Raw genomic sequence first — 17637 nt, forward strand, 5'->3', positions numbered from 1 at the left:
AAATATTAATTACAAAATCTTATTTTTCAATATCAGCGTTAATCAAAGCTTCTTCTTCAGCTTCTGCTTGTGCAACAATTGCTTCTTGAGCTTCAAGCATTTCCGGAGTAATTTCTGTATTATCTGGACGAGTCATTACTTCATCTTCATCCAATTCACGCAAGTCAAGAACATTACGATCAGCATCGAGGACTTTCATATCAAGACCAAGTGATTGTAATTCTTTAACCAATACGCGGAATGATTCAGGAAGACCTGGTTTAGGAATACGTTCACCTTTAACAATAGCTTCATAAGCGCGCGTACGTCCAATCACGTCATCTGATTTGTAAGTTAAGATTTCTTGAAGAACATTGGCAGCACCATAAGCTTCAAGCGCCCAAACTTCCATTTCCCCGAAACGTTGTCCACCGAACTGTGCTTTACCACCGAGCGGTTGTTGTGTAACGAGTGAGTAAGGACCAACTGAACGTGCATGGAGTTTATCATCAACCATGTGGTGAAGTTTAATCATGTACATGACACCGACTGAAATTCGGTTATCAAATGGTTCACCAGTACGTCCGTCATAGAGAACTGTTTTCGCATCAGCAGCCATACCAGCTTCTTTAACAGTATCCCAGATATCTTCATCAGAGGCTCCATCAAACACTGGTGTCGCAATGTGAATACCAAGTGTACGAGCAGCCATACCTAAATGGAGCTCCATAACTTGTCCAATATTCATCCGTGATGGTACCCCAAGTGGGTTCAACATGATATCAATCGGTGTTCCATCTGGTAAGTAAGGCATATCTTCCACGGGAACGATATTTGAAACAACCCCTTTGTTACCGTGACGACCGGCCATTTTATCCCCAACGTGAATCTTACGTTTTTGAGCAATGAAGACACGAACGAGTTTATTCACACCTGATGGTAATTCATCACCATTTTCACGGGTAAATACGCGAACGTCATGAACGATACCGCCTCCACCGTGAGGAACACGAAGTGAAGTATCACGAACTTCACGAGCTTTTTCACCGAAGATTGCACGAAGCAAACGTTCTTCTGGTGTTGGATCAGTTTCACCCTTAGGTGTTACTTTACCAACAAGCAAATCACCATCTTTAACTTCGGCACCAATACGGATAATTCCTGATTCATCAAGGTTTTTGAGCGCTTCATCCCCAACGTTTGGAATTTCGCGTGTAATTTCTTCAGGGCCAAGTTTTGTATCGCGAGTCTCTGATTCATATTCTTCAATTGCGATTGATGTATAAACGTCATCTTTAATCAAACGTTCAGACATGATTACGGCATCCTCGAAGTTATAACCTTCCCAAGTCATATAGGCAACGAGTGGATTTTGACCAAGGGCCATTTCTCCATTTTCCATAGATGGACCGTCAGCGATGATGTCATTTTTTTCAACTTTTTCGCCAAGACGAGCCAATGGACGTTGATTATAAGAAGTTCCTGAGTTAGAACGACGATATTTTGTAATATTGTAAATATCAAGTTCACCAGATGTACGGCGAACACGGATTTCATTACCGTCAACATACTCAACTACACCTGCATGCTTAGCAAGAAGGGCAGCTCCTGAGTCGCGAGCGGTTTGATGTTCCATACCAGTACCAATCCAAGGTGCATGTGGGTCAATCAATGGAACTGCTTGACGTTGCATGTTGGCACCCATGAGGGCACGGTTGGAGTCATCGTTTTCCAAGAAAGGAATACAAGCAGCAGCGACGGCGATAACCTGTTTAGGTGAAACGTCCATATAGTCAGCTGTTGAAGCTTCAACTTCAATATTGTTACCTGTATGACGAGCCATAACTGTTTCATTAGCAAAGCGACTATCATCAGTCAATGGTGAGTTCGCTTGGGCTACAGTGTAGTTATCTTCTTCATCGGCAGTCAAATATTCAACTTCGTCAGTAACAATTCCATTCACACGGTCAACGCGACGATATGGTGACATGATGAAACCATATTCATTAACTTTGGCATATGATGACAAGTTGTTAATCAAACCGATGTTTGGTCCTTCAGGTGTTTCAATAGGACACATACGGCCATAGTGAGTGTAGTGAACGTCACGCACTTCATATGAAGCACGGTCACGAGAGATACCCCCAGGTCCTAAGGCAGAGAAACGACGTTTGTGTGAAAGCTCAGACAAAGGATTATGTTGGTCCATAAATTGTGACAACTGTGATGAACCAAAGAATTCTTTGATTGAAGCTGTTACAGGACGAATGTTAATCAAACCTTGCGGTGTGATATTTTCATTTTCTGAAGATGACATACGTTCGCGAATGACACGTTCCATACGTGAAAGTCCGATACGTACTTGGTTTTGAAGTAATTCACCAACTGAACGAATACGACGGTTACCCAAGTGGTCAATATCGTCCACTTTACCGATACCTTCAGCAAGTCCAAGCCAGTAGCTGATGTTTGAAATAACATCGGCTGGTGTCAAGACACGACATTCTGAATCTGGATTACCATTTGAGAGCAATGTCACAACACGTTCTGAATCTTTAGGAGAATAAACTTTAATACTTTGCAAAGTGATTGGTTCTGGAATTACTGCATCGTCAGAAGGTTCAACAACGAAGTTTCCAAGACCATTATCAAGCAATGGTTCGATTAAATCGAGCACATCACGAGTCACAAGTGTATCTGTATTAACAAGAATTTCGCCAGTTTCTGGATCAACAATTGGCTCAGCCAAAGTCAAACCAAGCAAACGGTTTTTAAGAGCTAGTTTTTTGTTAAATTTATAACGTCCAACAGGAGCAAAATCATAACGTTTTGGATCGAAGAAACGCGCAACAAGTAAGCCACGTGAGCTGTCTGCTGTTTTTGGTTCTCCTGGACGCAAGCGGTCATAGATGTCTTTGAGGGCTTCTTCTACACGAGTGTCAGCCGGATTTTTATGAACATCTTTTGCAATTGTGTCTGTCAAAAGTTGAGTTTCACCCAACAATTCAAGGATTTCGTCATCTGAACCAAATCCAAGCGCACGAAGCATTGTTGTGAAAGTTAATTTACGAGTACGGTCAATACGAACATAACCAATGCCTTTAGCATCTGTATCCAACTCAAACCAAGCTCCACGGTTAGGAATTGTGGTATGTCCAAAACTTTCAAGACCATTTTTATCCGTTTTAAGGTGGAAATATGAACCTGGACTACGTACCAACTGGCTGACGATCAAACGTTCTGAACCATTATTGATAAATGTCCCCATTTCAGTCATGAGTGGGAAGTCACCAAAGAAGACTTCTTGTGTTTTTAATTCACCAGTTTCTTTATTTACAAGACGGAAGGTTACATAGATAGGTGCTGAATAGTTTGCGTCATGTGCGCGAGCTTCTTCAACAGTGTATTTTGGGGTTTTCATTTCATAACCAACAAATTCGAGTTCCATTGTACCCGCAAAGTTGTCGATTGGAAACATTTCTTTGAAGACATTTGCAAGACCTTCATCGAGGAAGTTTTTATAACTTAATGTTTGAACTTCGATGAGGTTTGGCAAACCGATTACTTCTTTAATACGTGAAAAACTGCGTCTTGTACGGTGTTTACCGTATTTTACGTCATGTCCTGCCAAGTGTTTTCTCCTCTATTTTTTAGATTTGATTAAAAAAGTCTGTGTTTTTGATGAATTTTTAATTAAAAAAACCGAAAAGTCTGTAGTTTGTCTTTTTAATAACTTTTCTGGTTTATTCAATATAAAAGACGCCAAAAAAGCAACGAAAACAGTAGTGTTTCGTTGCTTACAAAGCCTATGGGGACAATATATCCCACAGATTTTGCTGACAAACCATTATTTCTATTATACTATTTATTGTAGAAATTTTCAAGGCTTATCTAGCTTATCATTCAATTTTTTCAATAATACTTTTAAAGGCTTCTAATTCTGAACGAGATAAGGATTGAACCAATGAAACAAAGGTTTCATTTCGCCGTTTGGTTTCCAGCTCTGACAGCATAATATAAGACATTTGATTTCCGATAAATGTTGATAGAAAATCTGCCAAGATTGCTTCTTCTTGATTTAATGGTGCATCAGTCAAGAGAAAAACAGTTCCTAATCTTAGATGATTCCCTTCAATAGGAATAAGAGTCAAATATTGATTAGCAAATTTTCCTGAGAGTTCTTTTACTGATTTCAAAATTGAATGAGTCATTTGTTCGCTTTCACTCATTTCATATTGATTTAAAATTTCTGTAGATAGTTCTTTGGAAATTTTTTGATAAGTAAAAAAGTTCTGGAGGTTCATATCAGACTGATAGAATTTTTCAGAAAAACCGTAACCAAGAAAATTGCGTTTTGTATCTATCATAAAAAGTGTACATTCTAAAATTTTAGCACTTTTCTCCGCAACATCTTGATAAGGTAATGATTTTTCGAGATCGATAAATGATCTTTTCAAAGTGACATTAATCTCTTTTATTTTGTCATAAATTTCCTTCAACTTCTCTCCCTTTCTCTACCCATAAAAGGCAATGAGTATTCCTATGATTACTTTTATACTACCATATAACGTTTAAGATGTCAATTTTCTTAACGAATTTGCAATAATTAATTTTCCGGCTTAAATATTGCTGCTTTTTTAAGTATTTGCTATTTTATATCTAATGACTATGTGATATAATATATGTGTTACAAATATTAAAAATATTTATTCAATACATATTGAGGTGATTTTAATGTTCTATGACCGTTTAAAAACTTTAGTTATTGATTCTCAGAAATCTTTCAACCAAGTCGAGAGAGAATTGAGATATCCCAGAAATGCCCTAGCCAACTATCGCTTGGGAAAAGAACCCTCTGCCAAAAGATTGACAGAAATTGCTGATTATTTTAATGTCACGACCGAGTATCTTCTTGGTAAAGATGACAAGTACAGTTATAATAAAGCAAAACTCTTGTTTGAGTATCTAACCTTAGACAATAAACAGCATCTGCTTAATTATATTCAAAATCGAATTGATGAGCTTGAACTTCTTGAAAGAGAACCAATCTCTTTGAGTGCTGGGCAATTTGTCTTTTGCGGCGATAACACGTGGGCTCTTCAAGACAGTAAAAAAACGATTAAATTACTCACTAAACAACTTCCTGAAAGTTACGATGCTGTTTTTGAATTAATCGGTGGTTCTTTAGATGATGAAGCCCCTGGAAATGGAGATTTACTCTTCGTTAAATTTACTGATATTGATTATACGGATTCTGTTCGTAATTTCTTATTACAACACGACCATTTTGCCAAATTATTAGTTACAGAAAATAAACTGGTTTGTTTAAGTCGTGATGGCGGAAAACTTGCTGAAGTACCTGATTTATCTTGTAAAATTACCAAAATTTATCGTTTTGGAAGTTCTTAATTTGATTTTTTCCATTAATTTTCATGGCTTTAAAAAGTACTGATAGAATCGTCAGTGCTTTTTATGCAAGTGTGATATAATGTAAAAAATATCCATAATCTTAGGAGGTCGAATATGACTAGAGTTCAAGATGATTTATTTGCTACTGTTAATGCAGACTGGTTAAAAGAAGCACAAATTCCAGCTGACAAGCCCAGAATTTCAGCATTTGATGAATTAGTTTTAAAAAATGAAAAGAATTTAGCTCATGATTTAACTGAGTTATCCAAAAATCTTCCTACTGATAATCCAGAATTACTTGAGGCTATCAAGTTTTATAATAAAGCGGGAGATTGGGAAAAGAGAGAACAAGCTGATTTTTCTGCTGTAAAAGCAGAACTTGCCAAAGTTGAAACTTTACAGTCTTTCAAAGATTTTCAGGAAAATCTCAGTCAACTTATTCTCCATTCACAAACTTCTGTTCCTTTCTCTTTTAGTGTTGAACCAGATATGAAAGACGCGATTCACTACTCTCTTGGATTTTCTGGACCAGGCTTACTTTTACCTGATACTAGTTATTATGATGAAAAACATCCTCGAAAGAAAGAATTACTTGATTTTTGGACGAAAAATACTGCAGAAATTTTAGCTCGCTTTGAAGTGGAAAATGCTGAAGAAATTGCCCAAAATGCCGTCAAATTCGATGAGCTTTTAGTTCCGTCAGCAAATACTTCTGAAGAGTGGGCAAAATATGCTGATCTTTATCATCCAATTGCTACTGACAGCTTTGTCAGTGAAGTTAAAAACCTAGATTTAAAAACTTTAATTAAAGATTTAGTAAAAACTGAGCCTGATAAAGTCATTGTTTATGAAGATCGTTTTTATGAATCATTTGATTCACTTATCAATGAAGAAAACTGGTCAATCATTAAAGCTTGGATGCTGACAAAAATTGCCCGTCGCGCTACTTCTTTCTTCAATGAAGACCTTAGAATCCTTGGTGGGGCTTATGGTCGTTTCCTTTCAAATGTTCAAGAAGCTAGAAGTCAAGAAAAACATCAACTTGATTTGACCGAATCATATTTCAGCCAAGTTATTGGTTTATTCTATGGTCAAAAATATTTTGGAGAAGCTGCAAAAGCCGACGTAAAACGGATGGTTGCTGCAATGATTAAAGTTTACCAAGAACGATTACGTAAAAATGATTGGCTCAGTCAAGAAACTGCTGAAAAAGCAATTGAAAAATTAGATGCCATCACACCTTTTATTGGTTTTCCTGACAAATTACCTGAAATTTATCGTCGCTTAAAAACGACTTCTGGTTCTCTTTACGAAGATGCCCTTAAATTTGATGAAATTTTGACTGCTCGAACCTTTGAAAAATTCTCAGAAGATGTGGATAAAACAACTTGGCATATGCCAGCTCATATGGTCAATGCTTATTACAGTCCAGATAGTAATACAATTGTTTTTCCTGCAGCTATCCTCCAAGCCCCATTCTATTCTCTTGACCAATCATCATCACAAAACTATGGTGGAATTGGTGCAGTTATCGCTCATGAAATCTCTCATGCTTTCGATAATAACGGTGCCCAATTCGATAAAGAAGGGAATTTGAACAAGTGGTGGTTAGATAAAGACTACGAAGCCTTTGAAGAAAAACAAAAAGAAATGATTGAGCTCTTTGATGGCGTTGAAACTGAAGCTGGTCCAGCAAACGGAAAACTCATTGTGTCAGAAAATATTGCTGACCAAGGTGGAATCACTGCTGCGCTAACCGCAGCCAAAGAGGAAGATGATGTTGATTTGAAAGCTTTCTTTAGCCAATGGGCTAAAATTTGGCGCATGAAAGCAAGTACAGAATTCCAACAAATGCTTTTATCAATGGATGTCCATGCTCCTGCTAAGCTCCGTGCCAATATTCCACCAACAAATCTTGAAGAATTTTATGAAACTTTTGATGTCAAAGAAACAGACCAAATGTATCGTGCACCAGAAAAACGCCTTAAAATCTGGTAATTAAATTTATAAAAAAAGTACCTCTTCTAGAAGTACTTTTTTTATCTATCAAAGCAGTTCATCTTCGATAACTATTTTCCCTTGAGTTGTAAATGAAACTCCTTCTTTTTTCAAAAGTTCCATTTGTTCACTTTTGGCAGGTTCCGGCAGTCCAATTGTTCGGTCTGAACGAACTACACGCCACCAAGGAAGTCCATATTTTTTGGACATGGAGTGCAATACTCTCGAAACCTGTCGGGCCCCATTTGAAAGACCAGCCAAGTGTGCCACATCTCGGTAGCTCATCACTTCTCCTTCTTTTAGATTGAGAATGACTTCTAAAATCTTTTTTGTATTTTCGGTGATTTCAGCCATTTTTTATCCTTTTTTAGCATTTACTAATAAGTCTGTCAGCAAATATTTTACTGACAGACTTATTTTTTGTTAAATATGTAGTTTTCGACGGAGAGATAATCCTCTTGGACCAAACCACTTCTCTAAAAGTCCTAGTTTGGCAGCAAACCAGAGGTAAGTATAAAATCCTGCACCACCGGCTATCGCCGCAATAAATACTGACGCAATACGCCCTGGGCTCTTACCGAAGATAAATCCTAAAATAACTTCAACAATAATTACCACAATCGCCATAAATCCTGTCAGTAAAGCTGCCCCCTGAATTCCACGAATTGTATTCTTAATTGAAAAATGAGTTAATTCGTGTAATTTTCTGATGAACAAGAAAACGCCAATTAAGAAGGAAATCGTTGTCGCAAGTAAAGGTCCATAAGTATGGAAAATAAGAATCATCGGAACTTGTAAAACCAATTTGATAACAAGAGTCAGTGTGAAGATTCGCATTGCCAAACGTTTATGATCCATCACCGTCAGCGGAGGATAGACAATCATATAAAGTCCCAATAAGAAAGTTTGTAAGATAGCAAAGACAAACAAGCTACTTTGCAAACCAGAAGGAATTTGGTAAAAAATTGTATAAATTGGTTTGGTCAACAGTGACATTCCAATCACGGCCGGAAGCATAAAGCCAACATATAATTGGAAATTATAACCGACCAATGTTGCAAGCTCACGCCGATTTCCCTGAACATAATGTTCTGTAATCAATGGGTCTGATACAGAACCTAGCGTCAAAGCCACGCCCAATAAAACCATGGTCAATTTATCTGTATTGGCCGAGAAATAACTCATCAAAACAAGTAACTCATTATGACTATAATTTGTTACCCAAGGCATCATATTCATGAAAGTTGAGTTATCGATAATTTTGAAAATTTGAATAGCTGAGCCAATGACAATAAATGGAATAGCGGTATGTAGGGTTGATCTTAAAATTTCTAAAGCATTTATTTTAGACTTTACAGGACCTGGATTGATTAATTTATTAAGATTTCCCGATTTTTGTAAGTAATAAAATAAAACAGCATAGGAACCTAACATCCCGATAAAAGCAGCTAAAGTGGATTGCGTCACAGCATTTTGCCAGTTATGTGAACCTAATTTCATGATAGCAAAAGTCGCCGCCAACATCCAAATGACCCGAACAATTTGCTCTAAAAGCTGACTCATAGCGTAAGCTTTCACTTGATTTAACCCTTGGAAATATCCCCGAATAACGGACATCGAAGGAAAAATCAAGACCGCTAAGGCAAGACTTTTCATGACCGGAATCAAATCTGCACTATCTTTCCCTCCAACGAGTGTCGATAGTGGACCGGCGAGAAAGAACATTAGTCCTGAAGCAATAATCCCTAGAACTAACATGACTCCGAGCATTTGGCGTACCAGACGATAGGCCATATTGGGGTCATCCAAGGTATTGTAACGCGCCACTTCACGCGCGATTGCCGCTGGAATCCCCACTGTTGAAATCAAAAGGAAAAGGGCATAGATGTTATATCCCATGCTAAAGAGGGAGTTAGCTTCATTACCAAAACGTCCCATCCAAGCATACCAAGGAATAATATAGATGACACCTAAAATTTTCCCAATCATATCTGCACCAGTCCGCCAAGCAGCACCCGAGAGCATCTGATCTTTTGATTTTGCAGCCGTTTTTGGTGACTGCTGACCCGTATTCATTATTTTTTCTGAATCTTCCATTGTTCCATTTTACCCTAAGTTCTGTATTTTGACAATAAAAGAATAATTTTAGATCATTAATTCACGATGTCATCTATTACTATCAAGTAAATAAATGGGACATGCGTCAGGTCTTTGCTTATGCTATAATATAGGGTAATGGGATTTTTCCCTTAGTTCCTTGCTTTTAGAAAGGTATCGCACGCTTCGCGATAAATAGGCATTCCTCACATGATTAAACTCGAACAAGTTGTAGAAATACTAAAAAAAGATAATAACTTTCGTGAGATTTCTTCTGCTGGCGAATATTATTTCAATTGGCCAAAAGAAGTAAACTTTGACCAGCTCTCTTATGATTCACGAAAATCAACTAAAGACACCCTTTTTTTTGCCAAGGGTTTAAATTTTAAAAAGGAGTATCTGACAGATTTAGAAGCTGCTTTTTATGTTTCAGAATTTGATTATGAAGTAGCTCTTCCAGCAATTATCGTAACCGATGTTAAAAGAGCAATGGCTCTAATTGCCGCTAACTTTTATGAATTCCCTCAAAATAAATTAAAAACCCTTGCCTTGACTGGGACCAAAGGAAAAACAACTTCTGCTTACTTTGCTAAAGCAATTCTTGACAAAATGAACGGAGGTAAAACTGCCCTTTTATCAACTGCCCAAACTACTCTTGATGGACAAAATTATTTCAAATCAGAACTGACAACACCTGAAAGTCTTGATTTATTGGAAATGATGGCAAAAGCTCTGGAAAATGGAATGACACATTTAGTAATGGAAGTTTCAAGCCAAGCTTACAAGACTGAACGAGTTTATGGTTTAACTTTTGATGTTGGTGTTTTCTTAAATATTTCTCCTGACCACATCGGTCCAGTTGAGCACCCAACTCTTGAAGATTATTTTTACTGCAAACGTCAACTTCTTAAAAATTCACGTTATTTTGTTGCCAATGCCGAAATGAACCACTTTGCAATCATTAAAGAAGAACTCAATGAACGGAAAATTCCTCATGCTTTCTATGGTGCAGATTCTGAAAATGAAATTATAGAATCAAAAGGACTTCATTTTGTTACTGACGGCTCTGTCAGTGGAGAATTTGATATTCGCTTGTTAGGACGATTCAACCAAGAAAACGCCTTGGCTACAGCATTAGCAACCAAAGCACTTGGTGCTTCTTTTGAAAATATTCGTCAAGGTTTAGCTTCAGCTATCGTTCCAGGAAGAATGGAATTACTCACCGCCAAAAATGGGGCACACATTTACATTGACTATGCCCACAACGGTTTGTCGTTAGAAAATCTCGTTGAAGTTGTTGAAGACCATCATGCTGGTCAGCTTTTCTTAGTTCTTGGTTCAACCGGAAATAAAGGGGAAAGTCGTCGTAAAGATTTCGGACAAGTCATTGAAAACCATTCTCGTCTAAATGTAATCTTAACAACGGACGATTCAAACCGAGAAAATCCCAAAACAATTGCTGACGAGATTGCTTCATTTGTTAGTCGTGAGCTGGACTTTGAATTGGACCGTGAATCTGCAATTAAAAAAGCTATCAGTAAAACTCAAAATTCTGATGATGCTGTCATTATCGCTGGAAAAGGCGCGGATATGTTCCAATTGAAGGACGGGAAACGTGAACCTTATATCGGAGATAGTCCTGCTGCTCAAAAATATCTCTAATTTACTGACAGAAGTTCTATCAGTAAATTAACTAGAGAAAAACGACTCGAAATTGAGTCGTTTTTCTCTTTTATTCTTTAACTAAGCAAAAGAATTAACAACGGCAAGGATTCTCTGCAATTCTGCATGAGTTTCATAGCTCACTGTATCCGAATAAAGAAGTGCAGAAAGTTTACGAGATGAGTATCCAACCTTCTCACTTACCTCATCAATGTGCAACTTCTTTTCCTTCATCTTGTACAAAATTGCTTCCTTAAAATTGTTTGTAATTTCTTCTTGTTGAAATTGCGAAAGATTGTTAAATTCATCACTTGAATAGTTGACTAAATCCTTTGAATTCATCTGTATCGCCTCTTTTTATTTTATTTAGTAAAATCAATGACCATCCGGCCTTCAATTTTTCCTGCTTTCATTTCATCAATAATCTCATTGATTTCTTCAAGCTTGCGTGTCGCAACAATTGGTTTGACTTTACCTTCAGCACCAAATTGAAAAGCTTCTGCTAAATCAAGTCTTGTTCCAACAAGTGAGCCGGCAACTTCCACACCATCAAAAACAACTGTCGGAACAGACAAAGTCATTTCGGTATTAGGCAGTGCCACCGCAACCATTTTACCCATTGGTTTCAAAGAAGCGACTGCTTGTTCAAATGCTATTCTTGCAACGGCGCAAACAACAGCACTTTGTGCTCCTAAACCACCAGTGATTTTTTTTATTTCATCAATTGGATTGACTTCACCAGAATTGATAATCACATCTGCACCAATTTTTTTAGCTAAGTCTAATTTATCTTGATTAATATCAACTGCAATTACTTTTGCCCCAAAAACATTTTTAGCGTATTGAATAGCTAGATTACCTAGTCCACCGGCACCAAAGATGACTTGCCAATCTCCTGGCTTAACTCCAGAAACCTTGATTGCTTTGTAAGTCGTAACTCCAGCACAAGTGATTGAACTTGCTTCAATAGGATCAAGTCCCTCTGGAACTTTTACCGCATAATCAGCTGTTACAATCGCTTGTTCGGCCATTCCACCGTCAACTGAATAACCAGCATTTTTGACCTCTCGACAAAAAGTTTCATTACCAGAAACACAGTATTCGCAATGCCCACATCCTTCGAAAAACCAAGCGACTGACACGCGATCTCCAACTTTTAAGGAAGTGACTTCACTACCAATTTCTTTGACAATACCGATTCCTTCATGACCAAGGACCGTTCCAGCTTTGTTGCCATAATCGCCTGCTGCTACATGCAAGTCTGTATGACAGACTCCACAATATTCCATGTCGAGTAAAGCTTCATTGGGCTTAATCATCCGAAGTTCCTTTTCAACAACATCCGCATAGCCATCCGGATTTTGCCGTACTACTGCTGCTTTCATAAGAAAGTCTCCTCTATATATTATATTTTTGTAAACGCATTCTTTTTAATTTATTATAACACTTTTCACCTCATTTTGTATCATTAAAGTAGCAAAAAAATATTTTTGACCAATAAAATATCTTATTTCTATTTAAGTAATTTTTATACCAGTTTTTCTTTAAATTTTTTAAGATTCATCTGTGATTTTTCCCTCTCTTTTACGTATAATATAGAAAGAATGAATTTAGAAATAAAACTAAAAGAAATATTCGGTTATGATTATTTCCGAAATGGTCAAAAACAAATTATTGAACAAGTCTTAGCAGGACAAGCTACTCTTGGCATTTTGCCTACTGGAGCTGGAAAATCAATTTGTTATCAACTACCAGCCGTTATCCAATCTGGGCTCACACTGGTAATCTCACCACTTATCAGTCTAATGAAAGATCAGGTTGACCAACTTAATATCGCTGGAATCCCAGCAACTTTCATCAACTCTACTCTTGAAGAAGGTGAATCTTATCAAAGAATGCGACAAGTAGAAAATGGTGAAATTAAGCTTCTTTTTGTTGCGCCCGAACGTTTTTCATTAGATTATTTCAATAGTTTCTTACAAAAACTTCCAATTGACTTAGTTGCCATCGATGAAGCCCACTGTATTTCGCAATGGGGGCATGATTTCAGACCTAGTTATGTCGATTTTGCAGCTCATCTCAAAGATTTACCTACACGGCCCACCGTCTTAGCTCTCACTGCTACTGCGACTCCAAAGGTTGCCGACGATATCCAATCCTTGCTCTCTATATCCCCCAGCCACACCATCAAAACTGGATTTCTTCGAGAAAACCTCCGTTTTGAAGTGGTTAAAGGGATGGATAAAAGAACTTTTCTTAAAAATTATCTTAAAAATCAGGAGAATGAGTCTGCTGGAATTATCTACGCCAGCACCCGTAAAGAAGTTGAAGAAATTTGTGAGTGGCTCAATCATAATCATTTTAAAGCCGTTCGTTACCATGCTGGGCTGAGCGAGCGAGAACGTCAAATGAACCAAGAGCTTTTTCTATTTGACGAAGTGCCAATAATGGTTGCAACCAATGCTTTTGGGATGGGAATTAACAAACCAAATGTTCGATTTGTGATTCACTATGCCATTCCCGCAACAATTGAAAGTTATTATCAAGAAGCTGGTCGTGCAGGACGTGACGGCTTAGAATCAGATGCAATTTTACTCTTTTCTCCAAATGATTTGCGAATTCGTAATTTTTTGATTGAACAAGGTGAAGGGGATGAGGGACATAAAGAACTTGAATATGAAAAGCTCCGTCAAATGCAAGCTTACACAAGTGCTGAAACTTGCCTCCAACGCTACATTCTCCAATATTTTGGTGATGAAGGAGAAGACTGTAAGAAATGTAGTAATTGTCTTGATGAAAGAGAACTTCTTGATATCACCGTTGATGCCCAAAAGGTTCTTTCTTGCGTGGTAAGAATGGGTGAGCGATTTGGTAAGACAGCTGTAGCACAAGTGTTGATCGGTTCTAAAAATAAAAATATTGCCAAATGGAATTTTGAAGGCCTCTCCACTTTTGGAATTATGAAAAATTACTCCCAAAAGACAGTCGGAGAATTAATCGACTTTTTATCTGCGGAGGGTTATCTCAATGTTACAACTGGAAAATTTCCCCTCCTTCTCCTTTCAGCCCAAGGTCTAAAAGTACTCAAGGGCCAAGTGAAAGTCTCTCGAAGAGCAAGCTTGATTATTGAATCTAAGGCGACTGTTGTTCATCATTTTGATGAAGAGTGTTTTGCAAGTATTCGTTCGCTTCGACTCGAACTTGCAAAAGAAGAAGGCGTTCCTCCGTTTATGATTTTTTCTGATAGTGCCCTTAAAGAAATGGCACAAGTTCTTCCAGATAGCCCAAGCCAATTTTTACAAATTTCTGGTGTAGGTCCAGTTAAACTTGAAAAATATGGCACACTTTTCATTGACAAAATATCTGAATATAAAAAAAGCTGAGTAGATACTCAGCTTTTTTTGAAAGATAATTTAGTCTTACTTATTTTTCTTTTTATAATTACGCATCATGAAGTAAGCAATAATACCAAAGATAAGTGGTCCACCAATCATTGAGATAAATGAGGTCAACATTTCTGATAATGCTTTTGCAGTTTGGTCAACAGCTGGTAATTGAACATAGTTCACAATCGGTTGAATAATTGTGAAGAAGTTCGCGCCACCAACGACTACTAAGACCAAAATTGTCAAGAAATTAACAACGAAGTTTGATTTAAAGAACTCAATTGGTTTAGCAATATTTTTATTTTTCTTGAAGTACCAGAAAGCAATAACAATGAAGAGATAAGGCAAGGTCATAGAAACATTAGCCATATAAGTCAAAATGAGGAAGAATTGACTTGCACCACCTTGTGAAGTCAAGAAATTCAAAACAATAATCAAAGTAACAATTGCAAATTGAATCCACATTGCAAATTTTGGCATACCTTCTTCATCAAGTTTACCTAATTTACCAGGCCAAAGTTTTTCTGGTGTACCAGTAATCAACTGTTTGATTGGGCTGTAAGTTAAGGTAAAGAAAGCACCCATATAGGCAAGAAGCATTGAAAGACCAATATAACGGGCAAAAATTCCACCAAGCATATCCGCTCCAGAAGTAGAAAGTCCAAGTGCATGACCAACTGCTTCACCAAGATTTTGCAAAAGCATATAAGGAACAGTTCCAAGGTTCATTGACCCATCTTTTATTGCTGGAATCCATTGTGAATAATCAACAAAGAATCCAACGCTAAGAATAGCTACTGAGTAACCCACCGCAATAATAAGTGCTGATGTAATAATTCCACGAGGGAAGTTTTTCTCTGGTTCATGTGTTTGATCGACTAAACCGGCGATTGATTCTACCCCACCATAGGCAAATACAGCAAAGACAAGAAAGGCGATAAAAGCAACGATACTACCATCAAAAGTTGGATTAGGAGATGACGTAAAAGCAGCAAGGTTAATTGGTGTTGCAGGATGTCCATTAACAACTAGTACAAGAACTGCGCCAAGAATTAAAATAACATTGAGCGAAAGAACGGCAATCCCAGCAATAGAGGTGAATTTTTTAATTGTTTCGACCCCTTTAGATACCATAAATGTAATGACGGCCATCCAAACAACGGCTGCAATTGAAATCCAAAGTAATGATGGCGTATGTGTTGAATTACCAAAAATTAAATTCACCATTGGAATCAAAATTTTATTTGCGACACTTACCATCCAAATGACATAAGAAGCATACCACATGAATGTTCCAATAAAGGCGAAAGTAGGATTAACTGCCTCACTCATCCATGAGTAGATTCCTCCTTTTTCATCTTTAAATGCTGATCCCATTTCCGTTACCATAAAGGCAAAGGGGAGGAAAAAGAGGAGAGCTCCGATAATATACCAAGGAATAGCACCGTAGCCCATTTGATAGAAGGCAACTGGGATATTCCCAAAGCCAAAGACAGTCGTAAAGATCATCAACGAGAGACCTACGAGTGAGAGTTTACCTTTTGTGTTTTGTGACATAATCTTTCCTTTTTACATTGATTAATAATTTTATCAACCAATTTATTTTTAAAGTGTTGAATGATTAACTAAATTTTACTTACAAATCTGTCAGTAAAATCTTTAGAAACAGAATAATATTGTAGACAGTAGCAGAAAGTTATCGAAAAGTAGCGATTAGTCTGAAAATTACATGCTAAGCGCAAAGCAAGCCGCTCAAGTAGATTTTTTAATAAAAACCTTCTTGGGCGACTTGTTCTTTTATTATCGAGTCCTTAAAAATAATAACTCTATTTTTTCTTTTATTTTGCTACTTCATTATTCAAACGGATAATTTCAAGCAAAGTATCTACTGCTTTTTCCATTGTTTGTACAGAAACAAATTCAAAACGTCCGTGCATGTTTTCTCCACCAGCAAAAAGGTTTGGTGTTGGAAGTCCCATAAACGAAATTTTAGATCCATCAGTCCCACCACGGATTGGTTCAATAATTGGGGCAATATCAAGATTTTCCATTGCTTTTTTGGCAATATCAATAATTGACATATCTTTTTCAATGATTTGAGCCATATTGTAGTATTGATCTTTAATAACTGGTTTTACACGGTTTTGACCAAGTTCAGCATTCATTTTATCTGCAATCTCTTGCATCAAAGCTTTACGTTCGTTGAATTTGCCTTCTTCATGGTCACGAATAATATATTGAGCTCTTGCTTCTTCTGGTGTACCATCAAGTTTCAAAAGATGGAAGAATCCTTCACGACCTTCTGTTTTTTCAGGACGGTCAAATTCTGGAAGTGCATTATGATAGTCAATTGCCAATTGCAAAGCGTTAACCATCATATTTTTTGCTGTACCAGGGTGAACGTTTTTACCTTGGAATTCAATCACTGCACCAGCTGCTGAGAAAGTTTCATATTGAAGTTCTCCAAGTGGTCCACCATCTACAGTGTAAGCAAAGTCAACATCAAAGTCAGCAACGTCAAACTTATCAGCACCTACACCAATTTCTTCATCAGGACCAAATCCAACTCGAATTTCGCCATGTTCAAAATCAGGATTAATGTTCAAGAGGTAATCAGCCAAAGTCATGATTTCAGCGACACCAGATTTGTCATCTGAGCCAAGCAAAGTTGTTCCATCAGTATGAACCAATGTTTGCCCTTTGTAGTTTTTAAGATTTGGAAAATCTTTTGGATCAAGTGTAAACTCAGTATCCCCAAGTTGAATCACAGACTCCCCATCATAATTTTCCAAAATTTGTGGATTAACTCCTTCTGCATTAAAATCAGCGGTATCCAAGTGAGCTAAAAGTCCAATTTTACGCACTTTTTTATCTGTGTTTGCAGGAATTGTCCCGATAACATAACCATTTGATTCAAGATAATGAACATCTTTGAGCCCAAGAGCTTTCATATCTTCACCCATTTTGTGGGCAAATTCTACAAGCGCTTGTGTTGAAGGTGTTGTTGTGCTATTTTCATCTGAACGTGTGTTTACTTTAACATATTCAAGAAAACGTGGTAACAGTTTTTCGTACTTCATTGGTTCTCCTTTAATTTATTCTAATC

The 17637-nt window shown here is 37.3% G+C and carries 12 protein-coding genes; 4 read left to right on the forward strand and 8 right to left on the reverse strand.

Annotated features, from left to right (window positions below; genetic code table 11):
- Window positions 1-19 precede the first annotated feature (19 nt).
- Both rpoB and KW2_RS09225 read right to left on the reverse strand, forming a co-directional pair.
- Window positions 20-3610: a DNA-directed RNA polymerase subunit beta gene (rpoB, locus tag KW2_RS09220; protein WP_011835718.1), complete on the reverse strand. Its 3591-nt coding sequence runs from the start codon at window positions 3608-3610 to the stop codon at window positions 20-22.
- 268 nt (window positions 3611-3878) lie between these two features.
- The gene (locus KW2_RS09225) at window positions 3879-4478 is read right to left on the reverse strand and encodes a GAF domain-containing protein (RefSeq protein WP_011676808.1); all 600 of its coding nucleotides are present in this window, start codon (window positions 4476-4478) and stop codon (window positions 3879-3881) included.
- Between the two features lie 235 nt (window positions 4479-4713).
- On the opposite strand from KW2_RS09225, the gene KW2_RS09230 reads away from it, so the two are divergent.
- Both KW2_RS09230 and pepO read left to right on the forward strand, forming a co-directional pair.
- Window positions 4714-5388, forward strand: a complete 675-nt coding sequence (locus tag KW2_RS09230; RefSeq protein ID WP_021037775.1) for a helix-turn-helix domain-containing protein — start codon at window positions 4714-4716, stop codon at window positions 5386-5388.
- Window positions 5389-5502: 114 nt separating this feature from the next.
- Window positions 5503-7386: an endopeptidase PepO gene (pepO, locus tag KW2_RS09235; RefSeq protein WP_021037776.1), complete on the forward strand. Its 1884-nt coding sequence runs from the start codon at window positions 5503-5505 to the stop codon at window positions 7384-7386.
- Window positions 7387-7434: 48 nt separating this feature from the next.
- Here pepO and KW2_RS09240 read toward each other — a convergent pair whose 3' ends face one another.
- Both KW2_RS09240 and KW2_RS09245 read right to left on the reverse strand, forming a co-directional pair.
- Window positions 7435-7740 carry an MGMT family protein gene (locus KW2_RS09240; protein ID WP_011835721.1) on the reverse strand — a complete coding sequence of 102 codons (306 nt, stop codon included), beginning with the start codon at window positions 7738-7740 and terminating at the stop codon, window positions 7435-7437.
- Window positions 7741-7809: 69 nt separating this feature from the next.
- A complete protein-coding gene (locus KW2_RS09245) occupies window positions 7810-9483 on the reverse strand; it encodes a putative polysaccharide biosynthesis protein (protein WP_011676812.1) in 1674 nt (557 codons plus the stop codon).
- A 210-nt stretch (window positions 9484-9693) separates the two neighbouring features.
- Between KW2_RS09245 and KW2_RS09250 the strand changes: the two genes are divergently transcribed.
- On the forward strand, window positions 9694-11145 hold the full coding sequence (locus tag KW2_RS09250; protein WP_021037777.1) for a UDP-N-acetylmuramoyl-L-alanyl-D-glutamate--2,6-diaminopimelate ligase: 1452 nt from the start codon (window positions 9694-9696) through the stop codon (window positions 11143-11145).
- Between the two features lie 81 nt (window positions 11146-11226).
- On the opposite strand, the gene KW2_RS09255 is transcribed toward KW2_RS09250, so the two are convergent.
- Window positions 11227-11487 carry a hypothetical protein gene (locus tag KW2_RS09255; protein WP_011676814.1) on the reverse strand — a complete coding sequence of 87 codons (261 nt, stop codon included), beginning with the start codon at window positions 11485-11487 and terminating at the stop codon, window positions 11227-11229.
- Window positions 11488-11507: 20 nt separating this feature from the next.
- Entirely contained in the window at window positions 11508-12530 is a 1023-nt protein-coding gene (adhP, locus tag KW2_RS09260) for an alcohol dehydrogenase AdhP (RefSeq protein WP_021037778.1), read from the reverse strand.
- 219 nt (window positions 12531-12749) lie between these two features.
- Here adhP and recQ point away from each other — a divergent pair, with 219 nt between their 5' ends.
- Window positions 12750-14528: a DNA helicase RecQ gene (gene recQ / locus KW2_RS09265; RefSeq protein ID WP_021037779.1), complete on the forward strand. Its 1779-nt coding sequence runs from the start codon at window positions 12750-12752 to the stop codon at window positions 14526-14528.
- A 36-nt stretch (window positions 14529-14564) separates the two neighbouring features.
- Here recQ and yjeM read toward each other — a convergent pair whose 3' ends face one another.
- Both yjeM and pepT read right to left on the reverse strand, forming a co-directional pair.
- Entirely contained in the window at window positions 14565-16088 is a 1524-nt protein-coding gene (gene yjeM, locus KW2_RS09270; RefSeq protein WP_011835726.1) for a glutamate/gamma-aminobutyrate family transporter YjeM, read from the reverse strand.
- Between the two features lie 281 nt (window positions 16089-16369).
- Complete coding sequence (gene pepT / locus KW2_RS09275) at window positions 16370-17611, reverse strand: peptidase T (RefSeq protein WP_011676821.1); 1242 nt, start codon at window positions 17609-17611, stop codon at window positions 16370-16372.
- Window positions 17612-17637: the final 26 nt, after the last annotated feature.

This window comes from Lactococcus cremoris subsp. cremoris KW2, assembly GCF_000468955.1.
In the GTDB taxonomy this organism is placed as follows: Bacteria; Bacillota; Bacilli; order Lactobacillales; family Streptococcaceae; genus Lactococcus; species Lactococcus cremoris.

Excerpts from the sequence above, each read along its gene's own strand:
- recQ (WP_021037779.1), top strand. The coding sequence starts at position 12,750 with ATGAATTTAGAAATAAAACTAAAAGAAATATTCGGTTATGATTATTTC.
- KW2_RS09230 (WP_021037775.1), top strand. The coding sequence starts at position 4,714 with ATGTTCTATGACCGTTTAAAAACTTTAGTTATTGATTCTCAGAAATCT.
- adhP (WP_021037778.1), bottom strand. The coding sequence starts at position 12,530 with ATGAAAGCAGCAGTAGTACGGCAAAATCCGGATGGCTATGCGGATGTT.
- KW2_RS09245 (WP_011676812.1), bottom strand. The coding sequence starts at position 9,483 with ATGGAAGATTCAGAAAAAATAATGAATACGGGTCAGCAGTCACCAAAA.
- yjeM (WP_011835726.1), bottom strand. The coding sequence starts at position 16,088 with ATGTCACAAAACACAAAAGGTAAACTCTCACTCGTAGGTCTCTCGTTG.
- pepO (WP_021037776.1), top strand. The coding sequence starts at position 5,503 with ATGACTAGAGTTCAAGATGATTTATTTGCTACTGTTAATGCAGACTGG.
- KW2_RS09250 (WP_021037777.1), top strand. The coding sequence starts at position 9,694 with ATGATTAAACTCGAACAAGTTGTAGAAATACTAAAAAAAGATAATAAC.
- pepT (WP_011676821.1), bottom strand. The coding sequence starts at position 17,611 with ATGAAGTACGAAAAACTGTTACCACGTTTTCTTGAATATGTTAAAGTA.
- KW2_RS09240 (WP_011835721.1), bottom strand. The coding sequence starts at position 7,740 with ATGGCTGAAATCACCGAAAATACAAAAAAGATTTTAGAAGTCATTCTC.
- KW2_RS09255 (WP_011676814.1), bottom strand. The coding sequence starts at position 11,487 with ATGAATTCAAAGGATTTAGTCAACTATTCAAGTGATGAATTTAACAAT.